The sequence below is a fragment of the Streptomyces sp. DG2A-72 genome (assembly GCF_030499575.1).
In the GTDB taxonomy this organism is placed as follows: Bacteria; Actinomycetota; Actinomycetes; order Streptomycetales; family Streptomycetaceae; genus Streptomyces.
Window position 1 is genome coordinate 7,548,901 of sequence record NZ_JASTLC010000001.1, and the last position, 20,148, is coordinate 7,569,048.

At 68.9% G+C, this 20,148-nt stretch carries 21 protein-coding genes and 5 tRNA genes; 16 read left to right on the plus strand and 10 right to left on the minus strand.

Translation table 11 applies throughout. From position 1 onward, the window contains the following. Positions 1–79: 79 nt before the first annotated feature. From QQY66_RS36035 to QQY66_RS36050, 4 genes are all read right to left on the minus strand, one after another. Positions 80–655, minus strand: coding sequence for an ATP/GTP-binding protein (locus QQY66_RS36035; protein WP_301984520.1), 576 nt, complete (start codon positions 653–655; stop codon positions 80–82). Further along, complete coding sequence (locus tag QQY66_RS36040) at positions 636–1,031, minus strand: DUF742 domain-containing protein (RefSeq protein WP_210577342.1); 396 nt, start codon at positions 1,029–1,031, stop codon at positions 636–638. Before QQY66_RS36040 ends, QQY66_RS36035 begins: the two co-directional genes overlap by 20 nt. A 112-nt stretch (positions 1,032–1,143) precedes the next feature. Next, complete coding sequence (locus QQY66_RS36045; RefSeq protein WP_030231800.1) at positions 1,144–1,557, minus strand: roadblock/LC7 domain-containing protein; 414 nt, start codon at positions 1,555–1,557, stop codon at positions 1,144–1,146. A gap of 9 nt (positions 1,558–1,566) precedes the next feature. After that, positions 1,567–5,298 (minus strand): nitrate- and nitrite sensing domain-containing protein, encoded by a 3,732-nt coding sequence (locus QQY66_RS36050; RefSeq protein ID WP_301984522.1) that lies wholly within the window; start codon positions 5,296–5,298, stop codon positions 1,567–1,569. Positions 5,299–5,847: 549 nt separating this feature from the next. On the opposite strand from QQY66_RS36050, the gene QQY66_RS36055 reads away from it, so the two are divergent. From QQY66_RS36055 to QQY66_RS36095, 9 genes are all read left to right on the plus strand, one after another. Further along, positions 5,848–6,036 (plus strand): hypothetical protein, encoded by a 189-nt coding sequence (locus QQY66_RS36055; RefSeq protein WP_301984523.1) that lies wholly within the window; start codon positions 5,848–5,850, stop codon positions 6,034–6,036. Positions 6,037–6,149: 113 nt separating this feature from the next. Then, positions 6,150–6,926, plus strand: coding sequence for a fumarylacetoacetate hydrolase family protein (locus QQY66_RS36060; protein ID WP_301984524.1), 777 nt, complete (start codon positions 6,150–6,152; stop codon positions 6,924–6,926). Next, the gene (gltX, locus tag QQY66_RS36065; RefSeq protein WP_301984525.1) at positions 6,919–8,412 is read left to right on the plus strand and encodes a glutamate--tRNA ligase; all 1,494 of its coding nucleotides are present in this window, start codon (positions 6,919–6,921) and stop codon (positions 8,410–8,412) included. The genes QQY66_RS36060 and gltX overlap by 8 nt, the downstream gene beginning before the upstream one ends. Before the next feature lie 82 nt (positions 8,413–8,494). Then, positions 8,495–9,226 (plus strand): HAD family hydrolase, encoded by a 732-nt coding sequence (locus QQY66_RS36070; protein ID WP_301984526.1) that lies wholly within the window; start codon positions 8,495–8,497, stop codon positions 9,224–9,226. A gap of 91 nt (positions 9,227–9,317) precedes the next feature. Beyond that, positions 9,318–9,389, plus strand: a tRNA-Gln gene (locus QQY66_RS36075). Positions 9,390–9,410: 21 nt separating this feature from the next. Beyond that, positions 9,411–9,483 (plus strand) — tRNA-Glu (locus QQY66_RS36080). Positions 9,484–9,512: 29 nt separating this feature from the next. Beyond that, positions 9,513–9,585 (plus strand) — tRNA-Glu (locus QQY66_RS36085). Between the two features lie 20 nt (positions 9,586–9,605). Then, positions 9,606–9,677: transfer RNA gene (locus tag QQY66_RS36090), tRNA-Gln, on the plus strand. A gap of 43 nt (positions 9,678–9,720) precedes the next feature. Beyond that, positions 9,721–9,793: transfer RNA gene (locus QQY66_RS36095), tRNA-Glu, on the plus strand. Between the two features lie 50 nt (positions 9,794–9,843). On the opposite strand, the gene QQY66_RS36100 is transcribed toward QQY66_RS36095, so the two are convergent. Both QQY66_RS36100 and ndgR read right to left on the minus strand, forming a co-directional pair. Beyond that, positions 9,844–10,488 (minus strand): MerR family transcriptional regulator, encoded by a 645-nt coding sequence (locus QQY66_RS36100; RefSeq protein WP_301984527.1) that lies wholly within the window; start codon positions 10,486–10,488, stop codon positions 9,844–9,846. Between the two features lie 326 nt (positions 10,489–10,814). Continuing rightward, positions 10,815–11,531, minus strand: coding sequence for an IclR family transcriptional regulator NdgR (ndgR, locus tag QQY66_RS36105; RefSeq protein WP_007384919.1), 717 nt, complete (start codon positions 11,529–11,531; stop codon positions 10,815–10,817). 197 nt (positions 11,532–11,728) lie between these two features. On the opposite strand from ndgR, the gene leuC reads away from it, so the two are divergent. The 4 genes from leuC to QQY66_RS36125 all read left to right on the plus strand — a co-directional run bounded on the left by leuC (position 11,729) and on the right by QQY66_RS36125 (position 15,061). Continuing rightward, positions 11,729–13,162, plus strand: a complete 1,434-nt coding sequence (gene leuC, locus QQY66_RS36110; RefSeq protein ID WP_301984528.1) for a 3-isopropylmalate dehydratase large subunit — start codon at positions 11,729–11,731, stop codon at positions 13,160–13,162. An 11-nt stretch (positions 13,163–13,173) separates the two neighbouring features. After that, positions 13,174–13,767, plus strand: coding sequence for a 3-isopropylmalate dehydratase small subunit (gene leuD, locus QQY66_RS36115; RefSeq protein ID WP_301987611.1), 594 nt, complete (start codon positions 13,174–13,176; stop codon positions 13,765–13,767). Positions 13,768–14,053: 286 nt separating this feature from the next. Next, positions 14,054–14,284 carry a hypothetical protein gene (locus QQY66_RS36120; protein WP_210577360.1) on the plus strand — a complete coding sequence of 77 codons (231 nt, stop codon included), beginning with the start codon at positions 14,054–14,056 and terminating at the stop codon, positions 14,282–14,284. Between the two features lie 138 nt (positions 14,285–14,422). Beyond that, positions 14,423–15,061 (plus strand): HU family DNA-binding protein, encoded by a 639-nt coding sequence (locus QQY66_RS36125; protein ID WP_301984529.1) that lies wholly within the window; start codon positions 14,423–14,425, stop codon positions 15,059–15,061. 75 nt (positions 15,062–15,136) lie between these two features. On the opposite strand, the gene QQY66_RS36130 is transcribed toward QQY66_RS36125, so the two are convergent. Together QQY66_RS36130 and cofC are read right to left on the minus strand one after the other, a co-directional pair. Next, complete coding sequence (locus tag QQY66_RS36130) at positions 15,137–15,340, minus strand: cold-shock protein (RefSeq protein ID WP_301984530.1); 204 nt, start codon at positions 15,338–15,340, stop codon at positions 15,137–15,139. Between the two features lie 91 nt (positions 15,341–15,431). Next, positions 15,432–16,070, minus strand: coding sequence for a 2-phospho-L-lactate guanylyltransferase (gene cofC / locus QQY66_RS36135; RefSeq protein WP_301984531.1), 639 nt, complete (start codon positions 16,068–16,070; stop codon positions 15,432–15,434). Between the two features lie 140 nt (positions 16,071–16,210). Here cofC and QQY66_RS36140 point away from each other — a divergent pair, with 140 nt between their 5' ends. The 3 genes from QQY66_RS36140 (at position 16,211) to QQY66_RS36150 (ending at position 19,218) form a co-directional block, all read left to right on the plus strand. Next, a complete protein-coding gene (locus QQY66_RS36140; RefSeq protein ID WP_301984532.1) occupies positions 16,211–16,987 on the plus strand; it encodes a 1-acyl-sn-glycerol-3-phosphate acyltransferase in 777 nt (258 codons plus the stop codon). Beyond that, the gene (locus QQY66_RS36145) at positions 16,984–17,994 is read left to right on the plus strand and encodes an NAD(P)H-dependent glycerol-3-phosphate dehydrogenase (RefSeq protein ID WP_301984533.1); all 1,011 of its coding nucleotides are present in this window, start codon (positions 16,984–16,986) and stop codon (positions 17,992–17,994) included. Before QQY66_RS36140 ends, QQY66_RS36145 begins: the two co-directional genes overlap by 4 nt. A 69-nt stretch (positions 17,995–18,063) precedes the next feature. Continuing rightward, positions 18,064–19,218 carry a D-alanine--D-alanine ligase family protein gene (locus QQY66_RS36150; RefSeq protein ID WP_301984534.1) on the plus strand — a complete coding sequence of 385 codons (1,155 nt, stop codon included), beginning with the start codon at positions 18,064–18,066 and terminating at the stop codon, positions 19,216–19,218. 18 nt (positions 19,219–19,236) lie between these two features. Here the strand turns inward: QQY66_RS36150 and QQY66_RS36155 are convergent, their stop codons facing one another. Both QQY66_RS36155 and QQY66_RS36160 read right to left on the minus strand, forming a co-directional pair. After that, positions 19,237–19,719, minus strand: coding sequence for a DUF3515 domain-containing protein (locus tag QQY66_RS36155; RefSeq protein ID WP_301984535.1), 483 nt, complete (start codon positions 19,717–19,719; stop codon positions 19,237–19,239). A gap of 20 nt (positions 19,720–19,739) precedes the next feature. Next, positions 19,740–19,973, minus strand: coding sequence for an Lrp/AsnC family transcriptional regulator (locus QQY66_RS36160; RefSeq protein WP_003997603.1), 234 nt, complete (start codon positions 19,971–19,973; stop codon positions 19,740–19,742). Positions 19,974–20,148: the final 175 nt, after the last annotated feature.

The following is a 20,148-nucleotide window of genomic DNA, read 5'->3' on the forward strand; positions in this document are numbered from 1 at the left end:
GTGTCAAAGGACACAGTCGGCTCCGGGACATCTACGACAACTGCCGTATGGCGCTTCCGACTTGAGTGTGGCCCAAGCGCTACCTCAGACGAGCCATGAGAGCGTGCTCGACCAGTGTGATCAGGGCACTCTTCGCATCCGACCGGTGTCGGGCATCCGTCGTGATGATCGGAGCGTCCGGACCGATCTGCAGCGCCTCGCGCACCTCTTCCGGAGCGTACGGCTGGTGTCCGTCGAAGCCGTTGAGCGCGACGACGAACGGCAGACCGCTGTTCTCGAAGTAGTCGACCGCGGGGAAGCAGTCCGCCAGGCGCCGGGTGTCCACCAGGACCACGGCACCGATGGCACCGCGCACCAGGTCGTCCCACATGAACCAGAACCGGTCCTGACCCGGCGTACCGAACAGGTACAGGATCAGGTCCCGGTCCAGCGTGATACGGCCGAAGTCCATGGCCACCGTGGTGGTGGTCTTGTCCCCGGTGTGGGTGAGGTCGTCGATGCCCGCGCTCGCGGACGTCATCACGGCCTCGGTGCGCAGCGGGTTGATCTCGGAGACGGCGCCGACGAACGTCGTCTTGCCGACGCCGAAGCCACCGGCCACCACGATCTTCGCGGAGGTGGTGGCCCGGCCTCCGTCAGAGCTTGCGAAGTCCACTGAGCACCCTTTCGAGCAGTGTCACATCGGGCGCGCCGGTGCTCTCGTCGCCGCCCGGCTGATGGATGGCGACAAGGCCGGCCTCGGCGAGGTCGGCGACGAGGATCCTCGCCACGCCCAGCGGCATGGCGAGGAGAGCCGACACCTCGGCGACCGACTTCACCTCACGGCACAGATGGCAGATGCGCTGGTGCTCCGGGAGGAGTCCCATGAGTGCTGCCGGGTCGGCCGTGGTGCTGATCAGGGCCTCGATGGCGAGCTGGTAGCGCGGCCTGGTCCGGCCGCCGGTCATCGCATAAGGACGAACCAGCGGCTCGTCGCCTTCGTCCCCGTACGGCTCCGCGTACGGATCATGAGAGGCGGTGGGCGGGGTCATGAATCCTCCGGGCGGGACAGCAAGTTGGTCAGTCGAGCCGTCTGACGGTGGCCGGTGGGGGGATTGTGTCGGCCGGACGGTGATTTGGTGAGACGGGTGGATCCGGGGCGGGTCAGTGGAGCAGACTGCCTTGCAGTTCGGCGCGCAGGTCGGGCGTGAGCACTGCGCCCGCGCGGTCGACCAGCAGCGCCATCTCGTAGCCGACCAGGCCGATGTCGCACTCGGGGTGGGCCAGGACGGCCAGGGACGAGCCGTCCGAGACGGACATCAGGAACAAGAAGCCGCGTTCCATCTCGACGACCGTCTGTGCCACGTCGCCCCCCTCGAAGATCCGGGAGGCCCCGGCCGTCAGCGAGGTGAGACCCGACGCGACGGCCGCGAGCTGATCGGCCCGATCGCGCGGGAAGCCTTCCGACAGCGCCAGAAGGAGACCGTCGGCGGACACGACGACGGTGTGGGACACCCCTGGGGTGTTGTCCACGAAGTTGGTGATCAACCAGTTCAGGTTCTGTGCCGCCTGGCTCATCTGCCTCAACTAACGCTCCTGCTGGTGAGTGGGGTTCGGGAAGCTGCCGGTCTGACCGCTACCGGCCTGGCGACCCTGCGAAATACCCCGACGGAGATTGGTCAGCCGGCCGCGTACGTCATCAGGCGCACGGGAGACCTGCGGACCGCTGTTGTGCTGTTGCTGCTGAGCCGTACCCGGGACGAGGTTCGCCCTGGGTACCCGGCGCGGCAGGCCGGAGGTGGTGACTCCGCCCGCGGCCGGCTGCCGTACGCGCTCTGCCTGCCGAATGAGGTCGTCATTCGGCGAGCTGCGCCAGTTGCCGGTTGCGGGACGCTGGGGTGCGGGAGCGTGCTGCGGCTGCGGCGGGGCGGCCGGCGGGGGAGCCGAGCCGTTGCCCTGCTGCGGTCCGTCCTGGCTGCCCTGACCGTGGAACCAGTTGGTCTCGAGAGTGTCGTACAGCGGCGTACGTCCGTCACCCGGGCCGGAAGCCGGCGGCAGGGCCTCGGGCTCCTGGCGGGTGGGCCGCTGCTGCGGACGCGGCGGTACGGGCGGACGCCCGGCACCGTAGCCGTTGGTGCCGTTGCCGTTCGCCGGGTTCTGCCGACCGGGCTGCGGGTAGCCGTAGCCGCCCGTGGAGCCGTTGTCGTACGCCTGCGGGACCGGCTGGTTCCCGGTCGGGCCGAAGACGTCCGGGCGGACGAACTGGCCCGTGTCCTGGCCGGAGCCGGGGTTCTGCGGAACCGCTCCGGGGCGCGGGAACTCACCGGAGTTCTGGTCCGGCCGGGCGAACTCACCGGTGTGGTGCGGGGCGCCGGCGCCCGGACGCGTGAACTGCCCGGTGTTCTGCGGCCCGTTCGCGCCCGGCTGCTGCGGGGCGCCGAAGTCCTGGCCACCGAAGTCCGCGGGGCCCTGCCGGTCGTCGATCCGTGGCATCGGCGCGGTCTGCGACGGGTCGCGCTGCTCGTCGTGCCCGCGCGGGGTGTCGAGCGAGGCGCGCGACACCGACGGCTGCGCGTTCTCGTCGCTCCAGCTCGGCGTGCGCGGCTGCTGCGCGTTGCCGCCGGGCAGCTCGGCCCGAGCCCCGCCCCGCGGCGGCAGCTGCGGCCGACGGCCACGACGCCCACCACGTCCGGATTCCTTGTTCGATACGGCGTCCTGCGCGTTCTGACCCTGCGACGGCCCGCCCGTGCCCGCGGCCGTCAGGCCCTGCGGGGCACCCGGCGCCTGGCCGCCGAAGCCGGCACCCGCACCGGCCGGAGCCGGCCGGCCGCCCTGCTGAGGCGCCGACGGACCCTGCGGCCCGCGCGCACCCGGCTCGGGACGGCCACCCGCACCGCCACCGCTGCCCGGCAGCGCGGCCCGCGGCCCTGGAGCGGCACCGAGCCGCCCACCGGGAGCACCCGCGTCGGCACCGAGAGCGCCGGCGCCCGCACCGGCGCCAAGAGCACCGCCGTCCTGACCCGCGCCTCCGCGACGAGCGGCCGCGACACCGGCGGCGGCCTGCGCTGCGGCCGGACCGCCGGAGGAACCGGAGCCCCCCTGACCGGGCTTGGGCTGCGGCTTCTTGCCGCCCTGGGCGACATCGACGGGCAGCATGACCAGCGCGGTCGTACCACCGGAGTCGGACGGGCGCAGCTGAATGCGGATGCCGTGCCGCTGCGACAGCCGGCCGACCACGAACAGACCCATGCGGCGGGAGACCGACACGTCCACGGTGGGCGGCGAGGCGAGCCGCTCGTTGATCGCGGCGAGGTCCTCGGGGGAGAGGCCGATACCGGTGTCGTGGATCTCGATCAGCACGCGGCCGTCGGGCAGCGCGTGACCGGTGACCTTGACCTTGGTCTGCGGCGAGGAGAACGAGGTCGCGTTCTCCAGCAGCTCGGCGAGCAGGTGCACGAGGTCGTTGACCACGCGGCCGGCCACTTCGGTGGTCGGCACGGAGGCCAGCTCGATGCGCTCGTACTGCTCCACCTCGGAGGCGGCGGCGCGGAGCACGTCGACCAGCGGGACCGGGCGGGTCCAGCGGCGGCCGGGCTCTTCACCGGCGAGAACGAGAAGGTTCTCACCGTTACGGCGCATGCGGGTCGCGAGGTGGTCGAGCTTGAACAGCGAGGACAGCTGGTCCGGGTCGGCCTCGCGGGACTCCAGCTCGGAGATCAGCGACAGCTGGCGCTGGATCAGACCCTGGGAGCGGCGCGAGAGGTTGGTGAACATCGCGTTGACGTTGCCCCGCAGCAGGGCCTGCTCGGCGGCGAGGCGGACCGCCTCGCGGTGCACGTCGTCGAAGGCCGCGGCCACCTTGCCGATCTCGTCCCGGGAGTGCACACCGACCGACTCGACGGAGGTGTCGACGTCCTGCGGGTCGGACTCGGACAGCTGCTTGACCAGCTCGGGCAGGCGGTCCTGGGCGACCTTGGTCGCGGTCTCCTGCAGCCTGCGCAGCGAGCGGATCATGGACCGGGCCACGACGAACGCGCCGACCAGCGAGACGCCGAGCACGAGCAGGATCAGCGCACCGGAGATGATCGCCTCGCGCTCCGACTCCTTGCGCAGCTCGCGTGCCTTCTGCTCCATCTGCCCGAGCAGCGTGGTCTCGATCAGTTCCATCTGGTCGATCTTGGACGAGCTGGCGTCGACCCAGTCCAGGTACGACCGCTTCTCCAGGTCGGCCAGGCCGTTCGCCTGGCTGAGCGCACGGTCGGCGTAGGTGTCGGCGGACTCGATCGTCGGGTTGCCGTCTTCGATCGGCTGGAGCAGCGAGGCGGCGCCGTCCGCTCCGTAGATGCTCCGGAAGCTCAGCAGCTCGGACTTCTCGCTCTCCAGCGCCGACTCGGCGTACAGCCGGTCGTTCTCCGAGAGGTTGCTGTTCGAGCTCTTGGGGTCTTGCGGCAGCGCCGCGGCGATGACCGCGCGCTGGACGGAGGCGTACTCCTTGGCGGAGGAGAACGAGGCCAGCGCACGGGTGCGCTGGATCATCTCGGGGTTGCTGGTGGCCTCCGCCATGTCCTGCGAGAGGTCGAGCAGGTGGGTGATCAGACGGTGGTAGGCCTCGACCGTCTGGGTGGAGTTGCGCTCGGCCTCGAAGGCGTTGTCGCGGATCTTCGCCAGGTTGCTCAGATCGCCGACCAGACCGACGAGGCTGTCGCGGACGCCGTGGAGGTTACCGTCCTTGCTGGAGGCGTCGATCTCTTCCGAGGCGTCGAGGAAGTTCTCCAGGGAGCGGTCGGTCTTGACCCGCAAGCCCTTGACCCCGACGTCGGTGGTCGCGTTCGCGCCGTGCGCGAGCGGGCCTGCCGTCTGGTCGCGCTCCTCCTGGAGCGCGGAGGCCAGTTCGGTGGCCTGCTTGGTCATGTCCGTCAGCAGCTTCATGTTGTCGAGCTGCTGGATGTCGTTCATGTTGTCGCTGATGCGCAGTGCGCCCAGCGAAGTGGCCGCAACCACCGGGAGCGCGAGCAGCGACACCAGACGCGTGGAGATGCGCCAGTTGCGCAGGGCTATTCGCGATCCGGGGCCGGAGGCGCCCTTCGGCGGCTTCACGGTCGGCGCCGCGGAGCCCGGAGTGCCCGGGGAGCCCGTGGCTCCGGTGGACGCCGTGGCGCCGGAAGCTGCGGACGCACCGGCACGCCCGCCGTCGCCGGACGCGGCTGGGCCCGGGTTCTGGGCGTGCTGGGGCGAGGAACTGCCGGCATTGGGGCCAGTCCCGCCGTGCGGCTCCGGCTCCGCCGAAGCACTGCCATCCCTCTTGAAACGTCCCTGCACTAGCGTCGCAACCTCTGGACCAGGCGCCCCTCCGCGTGAACGGAAGGACGGTGTCGGCGTCGTAGGGGGCGCCCTGAATTTGCGCCCCCCGATGGTCGTGAGTGACCGGCGCTGGCTCCCCCTTCTCGCCGCCACTCGGCGCTCGTCGCGCCCCCTGTGCGCCGGCTAGGTCCTGCGGCGGTCCGTGGAATTCCAGCACAGTGCAGGATCTCCAACAAGGCCCGTGGGTCAGGCTGTGACCTCCGTGACACCACGTGAGGGCTGTGTCACCGGACGTAGAAAGTGATCCGCCCCAAAGCGGACTTAACGCAACGAGTCACCGGTCAGCGGGGGAGTCCCAGTCGCCATGATCAGGAGCGGAATGCAGGCTTCAGGCCGCCAATGTCCGTTTCGTAGGGGTCGATTGCAGGCCTGAAATGACCGGTTTGCCCATGGATTCGTGAGCAAACTCACACGGTGATCAAGGGGTCTGGATGTCTTCGGAAGGGAAGCGCATGTTTAGCCTGACGCTTTACAACAGCAGCCCAACTGTGAAGGCACCTGACACCCGTGAAGACGACGATGATGTTCCGCACGATAGCCAACCCGCGGCGCACGACGCTGGCGCACCTCGAGGACGCCGACGACCTGCACACCCCGGACCACCCGGAGCACTCCGTCGACCTCCCCGCCCACACGGCCAACCCCCGCCGCACCGTCCTCATGGACATCCCGGCCCAGGCAACCGCCGCGCGGTAACCGGTCCGTACAACACCCAGGGCGCCCGCGACCACGCGCGAGGCGCCCGCCCTTTGCCGCGCTAGCCTGGAGCGTCAGACTTCAGTCAGTTCAGTCAAGGGGCCAAGCATCCCGTGCGCATCGCCAGATTCTCCATCGACGGGAACGTCGCCTTCGGCGTGGTCGAGGGTGACAAGCCGGACGAGCTCGTCCTGGACATCATCAAGGGCATCCCGTTCACGGACTTCGAGCTCTCCGGTACGAAGGTGCCGCTGAGCAAGGTGAGGCTGCTGCCGCCGGTGCTCCCCAACAAGGTCGTGGCCTTCGGACGCAACTACGCCGAGCACGCGCGCGAGCTGGGCAACGAGGTGCCCGACGCCCCGTTCGCCTTCTTCAAGCCGTCCACCTCGGTGATCGGCCCCGGCGACGAGATCCAGTACCCGTCCTTCTCCGAGGACCTCCACCACGAGGCCGAACTGGCCGTCGTCATCGGCCGCATGTGCCGCGAGGTCCCCCGTGAGCGCGTCAAGGACGTCATCCTCGGCTACACCTGCGCCAACGACATCACCGCCCGCGACGTGCAGAAACGCGAGAAGCAGTGGGCCCGGGCCAAGGGCTTCGACACCGCCTGCCCACTCGGCCCCTGGGTGGAGACCGACCTCGACCCCAGCGACCTCACCATCCAGCTCACGGTCAACGGCCAGCAGCGCCAGCTGGGCCGCACCACCGAGATGATCCACCCGATCGAGGATCTGATCGTCAACATCTCCGAGGCCATGACGCTGCTCCCCGGCGACGTGATCCTCACGGGCACCCCGGCAGGGGTCGGCCCCCTCGGCGTCGGCGACGAGGTCGCCGTCACCATCGAAGGCATCGGCACTCTCACCAACAAGGTTGTCAAGCGTGGCTAGCGCACCCGGCTCCCCCGTACGCGTCCGTTTCTGCCCCTCGCCCACCGGTAACCCGCACGTGGGCCTGGTCCGCACCGCCCTGTTCAACTGGGCGTTCGCCCGCCACCACGGCGGCAGCGGTGCTCGATTCGTATTCCGCATCGAGGACACCGACGCGGCCCGCGACTCCGAGGAGTCCTACACCCAGCTGCTCGACTCGATGCGCTGGCTCGGCTTCGACTGGGACGAGGGCCCCGAGGTCGGCGGCCCGCATGCGCCGTACCGCCAGTCGCAGCGCATGGACCTCTACAAGGACGTCGCGCAGAAGCTCATCGACGCCGGGCAGGCCTACTACTGCTACTGCTCCCAGGAGGAGCTGGACACCCGCCGCGAGGCCGCCCGCGCCGCCGGCAAGCCGTCCGGCTACGACGGCCACTGCCGCGAGCTGACCGCACAGCAGGTCGCCGAGTACCAGGCCCAGGGCCGCACGCCCATCGTCCGCTTCCGCATGCCCGACGAGACGATCACCTTCACGGACCTGGTCCGCGGCGAGCTGACGTTCACCCCGGAGAACGTCCCGGACTACGGGATCGTACGAGCCAATGGCGCGCCCCTGTACACGCTCGTGAACCCGGTCGACGACGCCCTGATGGAGATCACCCACGTCCTGCGCGGCGAGGACCTGCTCTCCTCCACCCCGCGGCAGATCGCCCTGTACAAGGCGCTGATCGAACTCGGTATCGCCAAGGAGATCCCGTCCTTCGGTCACCTGCCGTATGTGATGGGCGAGGGCAACAAGAAGCTCTCCAAGCGTGACCCGCAGTCCTCGCTCAACCTCTACCGCGAGCGCGGCTTCCTCCCCGAGGGCCTGCTCAACTACCTCTCCCTCCTTGGCTGGTCACTCTCCGCCGACCAGGACATCTTCACCATGGACGAGATGGTCGCGGCCTTCGACATCACGGACGTGAACCCCAACCCGGCCCGCTTCGACCTGAAGAAGTGCGAGGCGATCAACGGCGACCACATCCGCCTGCTGGATGTGAAGGACTTCACGGAACGCTGCGCGCCATGGCTGCGGGCCCCCTTCGCACCGTGGGCTCCGGAGGCCTTCGACGAGGCGAAGTGGCTGGCGATCGCGCCCCACGCGCAGACCCGCCTGAAGGTGCTGTCGGAGATCACGGACAACGTCGACTTCCTGTTCCTGGCGGAGCCGGTCGCGGACGAGGCGTCGTGGGCCAAGGCGATGAAGGAGGGCAGCGACGCGCTGCTGCGTACGGCCCGCGAGAAGCTGGAGTCGGCGGACTGGACCTCGGCGGAGTCGTTGAAGGAGGCCGTCCTGGCCGCCGGCGAGACCCACGGCCTCAAGCTCGGCAAGGCCCAGGCCCCGGTCCGCGTCGCCGTCACCGGCCGCACGGTCGGTCTCCCGCTCTTCGAATCCCTGGAGATCCTGGGCAAGGAGAAGACCCTCGCCCGCATCGACGCGGCCATGGCGAAGCTCACGTCGTAACGCCGTCACGGAACACCGGACGGGCCGCCCGGCACCGGGATAACCCCCGAATCCCCAGCCGTCCGGCTGTACCGTCAGTGTCATGGTGATCAGAGCTGTTGTCTGGGACGTCGACGACACCCTCTTCGACTACACCACGGCCGACCGTGCCGGAATGCGCGCGCACCTTGTGGCTGAGGGCCTGCTCGGCGGAGCCGAGTCCGTGGAGCAGGCCCTGGTGCGTTGGCGGGAGGTCACGGACCGGCAGTGGGCTCGGTTCGCCGCGGGGGAGGCGTCGTTCGAGGGGCAGCGGAGGGACCGGGTGCGGGTGTTCCTGGGCGAGGAGCTGACCGACGCCGAGGCCGACGCCTGGTTTCTGCGGTACATCGCGCACTACGAGGCCGCCTGGGCGCTCTTCCCGGACGTACTGCCCGCCCTGGACGCCCTCGCCGCCAGCCACCGGCACGCCGTGCTGTCCAACTCCAGCCTCACCGTCCAGGACCGCAAGCTGCGCATGCTCGGTGTGCACGACCGCTTCGAGGCCATCCTGTGCGCCGCGGAACTCGGTGTCTCCAAGCCGGAGGCCGGCGCCTTCCACGCGGCCTGCGAAGCCCTGGACCTCGCCCCGCGACACGTGGCGTACGTGGGCAACCACCCGGAGATCGACGGGCAGGGCGCCGCCGACGCCGGACTGCTGTCGGTGTGGATCGACCGCGCCACCGCGCACACCGGCGACGACAGGCCCGCCGGCCCGCACCGGATCGCCTCGCTCGCCGAACTCCCCGCGCTGCTCGGCGCGGATACCCGTTTTGGAGCCCCGTCCACCTTCAGGTAATGTTCTTCCTGCGCCGCCGGAGAGCGGGCCGAGAGGCCGGGAACCGGAGGCGCAAGCTAGAACGAGATCCCCTGAGGGGCTTGCGTTCCAGTGGCCTATGGTGTAATTGGCAGCACGACTGATTCTGGTTCAGTTAGTCTTGGTTCGAGTCCAGGTAGGCCAGCTCGCAGAGCTCATCTGCAAAGCCCCCGTTGTGTAGCGGCCTAGCACGCTGCCCTCTCAAGGCAGTAGCGCCGGTTCGAATCCGGTCGGGGGTACGGCGATCTCCTTCGAGATGATCGCTAGGGCCCCCGTTGTGTAGCGGCCTAGCACGCCGCCCTCTCAAGGCGGTAGCGCCGGTTCGAATCCGGTCGGGGGTACAAACTGGTCTAAACCACATTGGTCTATGGTGTAATTGGCAGCACGACTGATTCTGGTTCAGTTAGTCTAGGTTCGAGTCCTGGTAGACCAGCTCGGATCTGCGGCGGTGTAAATTAAACGCTTGCAAGATCCTCGCCCCCGTTGTGTAGCGGCCTAGCACGCCGCCCTCTCAAGGCGGTAGCGCCGGTTCGAATCCGGTCGGGGGTACACACAGTGAAGGCCCTCCACTTCGGTGGGGGGCCTTCGTCATTCCCGGCTCACTCGAAGCCGTAGCGCCGCGCCGCCTCCTCCTCCTGGGCGACCCGGCGCAGGGTGTGCAGCACCGGCTCCAGCAGAACCGTCCCCAGGACCGCGATCTCGACCTTCTCCGCCTCCGACGAGTGGGTCTCCACGAAGTTCAGGTCGAGTACGGCCACCTCATGCATCAACCGGGCGTACGGCAGCGTAAGTTCGATGTCCCAGGTGTAGCCGAGACGCCGGAATGCCGCCAGCCCCACCACCAGAGAGCGGTAGGCGGGAGAAATGGTGCTCAGCGCCTGGGCGTTCGACCAGCCGAGGCGCTCCAGCAGCTGCTCCACCTCGCCGCGAGCCGACTGTACGAACTCGTCGTCCTCGTCCGGCTCGGGAACCTGCGGCAGTGCCCACAGTGCCGCGCCCATGCGGATGGTCCGGCCGAGGGAGTCGTCGTCGATGTGCCCCAGTACCTCCCGGGCCGTCGCCACCGGGAGCCGGCCGATCTGGATCAGCGCCCGGACCACACGCAGTCGGCGAAGGTGATCCTCGTCGTACTCGGCGGTCCTCGCGTTGATCTGGCGACCCGGCGCCAACAGCCCTTCGCGCAGGTAGTACTTGATGGTCGCGATGGGCACACCGCTGCGCTTGCTCAACTCCGCCAGCCGCACCTCTTGCGCCTCTCCTTGGAAACTGCCACTATCCAACCATTGCTCAGAAGGATAGCGCCGGTATCCAACCAGGGGCTACGGGGGTTGCCATGTTCGCAAAGCCGGTTCCAGCACCAGTGGCTGCCGGTCTTCCTGTCGATGTTTCGCAGGTGCCGGTCGAGCGGCGGGGGCGGTTCGTGAAGGACCGCTTCGCGCACCGCTCGTCGCGGGCGCGGAATCCGCAGGCGGAGAAGTCGCAGGTGGAGCAGGAGACTGCCTGACCGGGGGGATCGGGGAGGGTCTGCCGCGGCGTTGAGGCGGACCCTCCCCGAGGGCGTCCCCGAACCTCAGCCCGTGCGGCGCAGGGCCTCGGAGAGGCGGGCCGCGGCATCGATGACCGCCTGGGCGTGCATACGGCCCGGGTGGCGGGTGAGACGCTCGATGGGGCCGGAGACCGAGACGGCGGCCACTACTCGGTTGGAGGGGCCGCGTACGGGCGCGGAGACGGAGGCGACGCCCGGCTCGCGCTCGCCGATGGACTGAGCCCACCCCCGGCGTCGTACGCCCGAGAGCGCGGTGGCGGTGAAGCGGGCGCCCTGGAGGCCGCGGTGCAGGCGCTCCGGCTCCTCCCAGGCCATGAGGATCTGGGCGGAGGAGCCCGCCTTCATCGTGAGCGTCGAGCCGACCGGGACCGTGTCCCGAAGACCGGACAGACGTTCCGCCGCGGCGACGCAGATACGCATGTCGCCCTGGCGGCGGTAGAGCTGCGCGCTCTCGCCCGTGATGTCCCGGAGGTGGGTGAGCACCGGGCCCGCGGTGGCGAGGAGACGGTCCTCGCCCGCGGCCGCGGCCAGTTCTGCCAGGCGCGGGCCGAGAATGAAACGGCCCTGCATGTCGCGCGCCACCATACGGTGGTGTTCCAGAGCCACGGCCAGGCGGTGCGCCGTGGGTCGTGCCAGCCCGGTCGCCGCGACCAGACCCGCGAGGGTGGCCGGACCGGACTCCAGGGCGCTCAGGACAAGGGCTGCCTTGTCCAGAACGCCGACGCCGCTGCTGTTGTCCATGAAACGATACTCGCGTCTCACTCTGTGAAACGCAAGTTCAATTTTCCGTGGAACACGCCACTCTGGAAGACACGAAGGCACAGCGGCCCGCGGACCAACGGGCCCGGCGGTGGGCGTCCGCGAACAGGGGCGCGGGCGCTGCCTCCTCAAGATCTCTAGTTGGGTCGGCGCAACTCTGGCCGGCCGGAGGGAAAGCGATGGGTAGGACACTCGCGGAGAAGGTCTGGGACGACCATGTCGTCCGGCGCGCCGAGGGCGAGCCCAACCTCCTCTTCATCGATCTGCACCTGCTGCACGAAGTGACCAGCCCGCAGGCCTTCGACGGCCTCCGGCAGGCGGGGCGTCCGGTGCGCCGCCTCGACCTCACCATCGCCACCGAGGATCACAACACCCCGACCCTCGACATCGACAAGCCCATCGCGGACCCGGTCTCCCGGGCCCAGCTGGAGACGCTGCGCAAGAACTGCGCCGAGTTCGGTGTGCGTCTGCACCCGCTGGGCGACGTCGAGCAGGGCGTGGTCCATGTCGTCGGACCGCAGCTGGGCCTCACCCAGCCCGGCACGACCGTCGTGTGCGGCGACTCCCACACCTCCACGCACGGTGCCTTCGGCGCGCTGGCGTTCGGTATCGGCACCTCCCAGGTCGAGCACGTACTGGCCACCCAGACGCTGCCGCTGGCCCGCCCCAGGACCATGGCCATCACCGTCGAGGGCGAACTGCCCGACGGCGTCACGGCCAAGGACCTGATCCTGGCGATCATCGCCAGGATCGGTACGGGCGGCGGCCAGGGCTACATCCTGGAGTACCGCGGCTCCGCCATCGAGAAGCTTTCGATGGAGGCCCGGATGACCATCTGCAACATGTCGATCGAGGCCGGCGCCCGCGCGGGCATGATCGCCCCCGACGAGACCACCTTCGCGTACCTCAAGGGCCGCCCGCACGCGCCCGAGGGTGCCGACTGGGACGCGGCGGTGGAGTACTGGAAGACGCTGCGCACCGACGAGGACGCCGTCTTCGACGCCGAGGTCCTCATCAACGCCGACGAGCTGTCCCCGTTCGTCACCTGGGGCACCAACCCCGGCCAGGGCGCGCCGCTTTCGAGCGCGGTCCCCGACCCTGCTTCGTACGAAGACGCTTCGGAGCGCCACGCCGCCGAAAGGGCCCTGGAATACATGGGGTTGGAGGCCGGGCAGCCGCTGCGCTCCATCAAGGTGGACACCGTCTTCGTAGGCTCGTGCACCAACGGCCGTATCGAGGACCTGCGCGCGGCCGCCGAGATCCTGAAAGACCGCAAAGTCGCCGACGGCGTACGGATGCTGGTCGTCCCCGGTTCCGCGCGGGTCGGTCTGCAGGCCGTCTCCGAGGGCCTGGACCTCGTCTTCAAGGAGGCCGGTGCCGAATGGCGGCACGCGGGCTGCTCGATGTGTCTGGGCATGAACCCCGACCAGCTGGCGCCCGGTGAGCGCTCCGCGTCCACCTCCAACCGCAACTTCGAGGGCAGGCAGGGCAAGGGCGGTCGTACGCACCTGGTGTCGCCGCAGGTCGCCGCCGCGACCGCCGTGCTCGGCCACCTGGCATCCCCCGCCGACCTGAACGACCAAGCTGCCGTCCGTACGCCCGCTGGAGTCTGAGAACGATGGCCATGGAAGCATTCACCACCCACACCGGCCGGGCCGTCCCGCTGCGTCGCAGCAACGTCGACACCGACCAGATCATCCCTGCTCACTGGCTCAAGAAGGTCACGCGGGACGGTTTCGAGGACGGGCTGTTCGAGGCCTGGCGCAAGGACGAGAACTTCATCCTCAACCGGCCCGAGCGGCAGGGCGCGACCGTTCTGGTCGCCGGCCCCGACTTCGGCACCGGCTCCTCGCGCGAGCACGCCGTCTGGGCGCTGCAGAACTACGGCTTCAAGACGGTGATCTCGTCCCGCTTCGCCGACATCTTCCGCGGCAACTCGCTCAAGAACGGCCTGCTCACGGTGGTTCTGGAGCAGAAGGTCGTGGACGCGCTGTGGGAACTCACCGAGAAGGACGCGACTGCTGAGGTCACTGTTGACCTTGAGGCACGTGAGGTGCGCGCCGAGGGCATCACCGCCTCCTTCGAGCTGGACGAGAACTCCCGCTGGCGGCTGCTGAACGGGCTGGACGACATCTCCATCACCCTCCAGAACGAGGCCGACATCGCGGCGTACGAAGCCAAGCGCCCGTCGCACAAGCCGTGGACGCTGAAGGTCTGAGCCGAGCGCCGGAAGATCTGAGCCGAAGGCCCGGCGCAAGTCGAGTTTCGGCCACCACAACACCCCCGCTGTACCCCCGATCAGCCCGATCGGGGGTACAGCCTTGTCTGCACCCGAACGGCCCTGCGTGGTTCGGCGGGTGCCTTCAACTTCCCACGTTAGAGCGGTTGTTGCCGGGGTACGCGAACCTTGTAGCCGTGGCTTTCGCGCGTGCTCGGAAGGCCGTTTGAGGCGGCAGTTGCACCCTGGGCAGGCGACAACTCGCCCCAGATGGCACAATCTGTGCATGGAACACGACGGCCAACTCGAGCTCTATGCGGCAGTCGCGGGCCAACTGAAGGAAGCGCACGCAAGGGTGCGCGCACTGCAAGTCCCGGAGGGCGTACGGATGGCGCTGACCCGGAAGCTGCTGGTCATTACGGCCGCGGCCAAGCACGATCTCGCCGATGCGACAAGGCGTCTGGAGCGGTTCACTGCCGACCTCGACGAGGGTCGATTCCCCGAAGAGGAACGCTGAACAGCCCTTAAGGCCGTCGAGTCCGCTGCGGCACAAGGGTGATAAGCCCGTTTCGTGTTTGATTTGCGGTATATATCTGCCTAACGTGCGAAAAAGCTTGAACACTTTCGTTCTGGCGATGTCTCCGAAGGGGAAGACGTGAACAAGGCGCAGCTCGTAGAAGCGATTGCCGACAAGATGGGCGGCCGCCAGCAGGCCGCCGATGCTGTCGACCACGTACTGGACGCGATCGTCCGCGCGGTCGTCTCGGGTGAGCGGGTGTCGGTCACCGGCTTCGGTTCGTTCGAGAAGGTCGACCGTCCCGCCCGTTACGCCCGCAACCCTCAGACCGGCGAGCGGGTCCGGGTCAAGAAGACCTCCGTGCCGCGCTTCCGCGCGGGCCAGGGCTTCAAGGACCTGGTGAGCGGCTCGAAGAAGCTCCCGCGCGGTGGCGAGGTCGCCGTCAAGAAGGCGCCCAAGGGCAGCCTGACCGGCGGTGCCGCGGCCACGGTCAAGAAGGCCGCGGCCAAGAAGACCACCAAGGCGGCCGCCGCGAAGAAGACCACGGCGAGGAAGGCGGCGGCGAAGAAGACCACACCGGCCGCCAAGAAGACCACGGCAAAGAAGACGACCGCGAAGAAGACCACCGCGGCCGCCAAGAAGACCACGGCGAAGAAGACCACCGCCAAGAAGGCGACGGCCAAGAAGGCTCCGGCGAAGAAGGCGACGGCCAAGAAGGCCCCCGCCAAGAAGTCGTCCGCGCGCAAGACCACCGCCAAGAAGGCCACCGCTCGCTAGTAAGCGGGGCACAGGGGTACTCACGTGCCGGGCCGGACTCCCTCATGGAGTCCGGCCCGCGGCGTTTCTACGCGTTCACAGCGTCTGGAGCGTCACCAGCGTGATGCGCGGGCCGTCCTTGGGGCCCTCCACCTCGATCCGCACGCGCTGCCCGGGGCGCAGCAGTCGCAGGCCGCCCGCGTCGAAGGCGGCAGCGTCGAAGGGGATGGGTGTGCCGTCGTCGAGCAGCACACTGCCGGTGCGGGTGTCGGCGTCGTAGGTGTATGCGGTGGCCTGCATGCTCAGAGAGTATGCGCTTCCGAGGGTTGTTCGTTGACTGCGGCGCCGTTGGGGCTGGTCGCGCAGTTCCCCGCGCCCCTTTGGGGCGCTGCTACAACCCTGTGATCAAGAGGCGGGCGGTTGCCGTTGCCGTTCTTGGGCCCACCCCCAGTGCCAGTGCCGCGCGCAGGTCCTCGCCGGTGTCCACGTCCTGGCGTACGGAATCCACCGCGTCGAGGGTCAGTTCCACCGCGCCGGAGGAGTGGTGGCGGGCTCGGGAATCGGTGCCGAATTGTGGGTGCAATTCACGGCCGGGGGTGGCGGCCAGCAGAGTTGTGCCGATTGCCGCCGCATCCGGGAGAAAAGCGCGGGGGAATTCCGCGGCCGCGTCCAGGACTCGGGCCAATTCCGTTGGGCGCAGGGCGGGAAGATCGGCGTTGAGCGCGGCCAGGGCGGTTCGGGGGCGGGATGCCCGTACGACCGTCGCGGCGTGCGTCAGAGCCGTGTTCAGGCCGCCTGCGGGTTCGTCGGGAACGATACGGGCACCCAGTTCGGCCAGCTCCCGGCCGGCCAGGGCGTCTCCCGTGACGACCGCCACATCACGGACCGCCGGGCAGGCCAGCGCGGCCGCCACGGTGTCCTGGGCGAAGGCGAGGGCGAGGCCCGGGCGCAGCCCGTCGGCGGCGGTGTCCGAGAGCCTGCTCTTGGCGTGTGCCAAAGGCTTCAGGGGTATCACCAAGGTCCACTGCACGAGCGTTCGTCCCTCTCTTGTCGCGGCCATTGTCACCTGCCATCTGGCGGGGGTGTGCTCGGGGCGTACGGTGTTCTCGACAGACCGGCGGCCTGAGGCGACACTTGTGCGGCCCCCAGGCCCTAGAGGAAGGTGTCCGCGTGCCCCGCCGCAGAATCGGCTTCTGGTACCGCTTCGCAGCGGTCCTCTGCAAACCGCCGCTGGTGGTTCTGATCAAGCGGGACTGGCGTGGAATGGAGCACATTCCGGCCGAGGGCGGATTTATCACCGCGGTGAACCACAATTCGCACATCGATCCCTTCGCGTACGGACACTTCCAGTACAACACCGGCCGTGTTCCGCGATTCCTCGCGAAGAGCGGCCTTTTCAAGAAGGGATTCGTCGGCGCCGCGATGCGCGGCACCGGGCAGATCCCCGTCTACCGGGAAACCACGGACGCGCTCAGTGCCTTCCGGGCCGCGATCGCCGCCGTGGAGCGCGGCGAGTGCGTGGCGTTCTACCCCGAGGGAACGATCACTCGCGACCCGGACCAGTGGCCCATGACCGCCAAGACCGGTGCCGCGCGCGTCGCCCTGCAGACCAAGTGCCCGGTGATTCCCGTCGCCCAGTGGGGCGCCAACGAACTGCTGCCGCCGTACGCCAAGAAGCTCAACGTCCTTCCGCGCAAGACCCACCACGTGCTCGCGGGTCCGCCCGTCGACCTGACGCGCTTCTACGACGAGGAGATGACCCCGGAGCTCCTGAAGGAGGCGACCGAGGTCATCATGGCCGCCGTCACTCGCCAGCTGGAGGACATCCGCGGCGAGAAGGCGCCCGAGACGCCGTACGACCCGCGCCAGGAGCGGATCGAGCAGCGGCGCAGGAGCAGGGTCCAGGCGGAGGGCAAGGCCGTACAGGAAGAGGGGCAGAGCACGTGAGCAAGCCGGTCAAGGCGGCTGTCTTCAGCGCCGGTTCGTGGGGTACCGCCTTCGGTATGGTGCTCGCCGACGCGGGCTGCGAGGTCACCCTCTGGGCGCGTCGGCCGGAGGTCGCCGACGCCATCAACTCCAGCCGCATGAACCCCGAGTACTTCCCCGGCGTCGAGCTCCCGGAGAACCTGCGGGCCACCACCGACCCCGCCGAGGCGGCGGCCGGCGCCGACTTCACGGTCCTGTCCGTCCCCTCGCAGACCCTGCGCGGCAATCTCGCCGAGTGGGTGCCGCTGCTCGCACCCGGCACGATCCTCGTCTCCCTCATGAAGGGTGTCGAACTCGGCACCGCCATGCGGATGAGCGAGGTCATCGAGGACGTCGCCAAGGTGGGCCAGGACCGTATCGCCGTCGTCACCGGACCCAACCTCGCCCGTGAGATCGCCGCCCGGATGCCGGCCGCCTCGGTCGTCGCCTGCACCGACGAGGCCGTCGCCCAGCGGCTCCAGGCCGCCTGCCACACGCCGTACTTCCGCCCGTACACGAACACCGACGTGGTGGGCTGCGAGTTGGGTGGTGCCGTGAAGAACGTCATCGGCCTCGCCGTCGGCATCGCGGACGGCATGGGGCTCGGCGACAACGCGAAGGGGTCCTTGATCACACGCGGTCTCGCCGAGACCACCCGGCTGGGCCTCGCGATGGGCGCCGACCCGCTGACGTTCTCCGGACTCGCGGGCCTGGGCGACCTGGTGGCGACCTGCTCCTCGCCGCTGTCCCGCAACCACACCTTCGGCACCAACCTCGGCAAGGGCATGACCCTTCAGGAGACCATCGCGGTCACCAAGCAGACCGCCGAGGGCGTCAAGTCCTGTGAGTCCGTGCTGGATCTGGCCCGCAGGCACGGCGTCGACATGCCGATCACGGAGACGGTCGTCGGCATCGTGCACGAGGGCAAGCCTCCGGTGGTCGCCCTCAAGGAGCTGATGTCGCGCAGCGCGAAGCCCGAACGACGCTGAGCGACGCCCGGGCAACACCGGGATGCGGACGCTGTGTCCGGCGCTACCAACGGGTACCCTCAACGCGATATGAGCACCGAGAACCTCCCCCAGAGCCCCCAGCAGCCGCCTCGCAAGCCGCGCGTGGCCGTCGTGTTCGGCGGACGCAGCTCCGAACACGGGATCTCCGTGGTCACCGCCGGCGCCGTCCTCAAGGCCATCGACCGGACCAAGTACGACGTCCTGCCGATCGGCATCACCCAGGACGGCCGCTGGGCGCTCACCGCCGACGAACCGGAACGCATGGCGATCACCGAGCGCCGTACGCCCAACGTCGCGGAGCTCGCCGAGTCGAGCGAGGGCGGTGTGGTGCTCCCCGTCGACCCGGGAAACCGCGAAGTCGTCTACAGCGAGCCCGGATCGGTACCCAAGGCGCTCGGTGAGGTCGACGTCGTCTTCCCCGTCCTGCACGGCCCGTACGGTGAGGACGGCACCCTCCAGGGTCTCCTGGAGCTGTCCGGAGTGCCGTACGTGGGCTCGGGTGTGCTCGCCTCGGCCGTGGGCCAGGACAAGGAGTACATGAAGCGGGTGTTCACGTCGTTCGGGCTCGCGGTCGGGCCGTACGTGGTGATCCGGCCCCGTGAGTGGCAGCAGGACGAGTCGGCCGCCCGCAAGAAGATCGTCGACTTCGCCGGTGAGCACGGCTGGCCGCTCTTCGTGAAGCCCGCGCGCGCGGGTTCGTCGATCGGCATCACCAAGGTCGACGATCTGGCCGGGCTCGACGACGCGATCGCCGAGGCCCAGCGCCACGACCCCAAGATCCTCGTCGAGGCCGCGCTGCGCGGCCGTGAGATCGAGTGCGGGGTGCTGGACTTCGAGGACGGCCCGCGGGCCTCGGTGCCCTCCGAGATCCCCTCGCCCGAGACCCACGCCTACTACGACTTCGAGGCCAAGTACATCGACTCCACACCGGGCATCGTCCCCGCGCCGCTCACGCCGGAAGAGACGGCCGAGGTCCAGAAGCTCGCCGTCGACGCCTTCGAGGCAGCCTCCTGCGAAGGCCTGGTCCGCGCCGACTTCTTCCTCACGGACCAGGGCTTCGTCATCAACGAGATCAACACCATGCCCGGCATGACCCCGATCTCGATGTATCCCCAGATGTGGCAGGCGAGCGGAGTCAGCTACCCCGAGCTGGTGGACAGGCTGATCCAGGCGGCGCTGCGCCGTTCAACGGGCTTGAGGTGACCGAGGTTCCCCCGGCGCTCAGTCGGCGATTCCCTCCGGCACCGCCTTCTTGATGGCAGGCGCGAGATCAACCAGCGGCGCCATGCCGTCACCCGTGCGGTCCTTGGGGATGGTCACCTCCACGTATGCCTTGCGCAACGTCGTGATGAACAGGAAGTCCCCGTTGTCCTGCTCCTGCAGCAACCACCCAACGCCGTTCACATCGACCCCGTCGGCCTTGGAGTCGTTCATCTCCGCAGGCCGCTCAACACCGCACCGCAGTATGATCGCCGGGTCCCCCCACCCCGCGGTCAACGCGGAGGCAGGTTCGGGATCCCGGCGATCCTGACCGTCGACCTTGGACGGCAACACCGTGTCCAGGTTTCGGCACAGCTTCGTGACCTTGGTGCCCGGACCGGGAACCGCGGCCCGGGCACTGTCGTCTGCTGAGGAGCAGCCTGCGACGGTGATCAACACAGCGACGGCGGGCAGTCCGATGAGCCGGTGGGGGAAGAAGGTCACCGGCCAAGGGTAGACGGGGGCTACAGATGAACGACCGGGCAGGTCAGGGTTCGTGTGATGCCGTCCACTTGCTGGACCTTGGCGACCACCATGCGGCCGAGGTCGTCGACGGTGTCCGCTTGCGCACGCACGATCACGTCATAAGGTCCTGTCACATCCTCGGCCTGGATCACCCCAGGAATCTTGCTGATCGTTTCGGCGACGGTCGACGCCTTGCCGACCTCCGTCTGGATCAGGATGTACGCCTGTACCACGGAACCTCCAGGGCGGCCACGAGGATCATGTGGGGAAAAGGAACGCCACGGTATCGCGTCGCCGCTCGCCGCGGGGAGACCTGCGGGGACCGGAGCTCGCGCGCCGGGGTGCAGGCACGACAGAAGTTGACGGTCAACTCGACCGTATCGAGGACACTGGTGACGCGCGACTGGG

Bases quoted from the DNA above. Each gene is read 5' to 3' on its own strand.
- QQY66_RS36150 (WP_301984534.1), top strand. From the start codon at position 18,064: ATGAGCACCGAGAACCTCCCCCAGAGCCCCCAGCAGCCGCCTCGCAAG.
- QQY66_RS36070 (WP_301984526.1), top strand. From the start codon at position 8,495: ATGGTGATCAGAGCTGTTGTCTGGGACGTCGACGACACCCTCTTCGAC.
- QQY66_RS36130 (WP_301984530.1), bottom strand. From the start codon at position 15,340: ATGCAGGCCACCGCATACACCTACGACGCCGACACCCGCACCGGCAGT.
- leuD (WP_301987611.1), top strand. From the start codon at position 13,174: ATGGAAGCATTCACCACCCACACCGGCCGGGCCGTCCCGCTGCGTCGC.
- QQY66_RS36120 (WP_210577360.1), top strand. From the start codon at position 14,054: ATGGAACACGACGGCCAACTCGAGCTCTATGCGGCAGTCGCGGGCCAA.
- QQY66_RS36045 (WP_030231800.1), bottom strand. From the start codon at position 1,557: ATGAGCCAGGCGGCACAGAACCTGAACTGGTTGATCACCAACTTCGTG.
- QQY66_RS36040 (WP_210577342.1), bottom strand. From the start codon at position 1,031: ATGACCCCGCCCACCGCCTCTCATGATCCGTACGCGGAGCCGTACGGG.
- ndgR (WP_007384919.1), bottom strand. From the start codon at position 11,531: ATGGACAACAGCAGCGGCGTCGGCGTTCTGGACAAGGCAGCCCTTGTC.
- leuC (WP_301984528.1), top strand. From the start codon at position 11,729: ATGGGTAGGACACTCGCGGAGAAGGTCTGGGACGACCATGTCGTCCGG.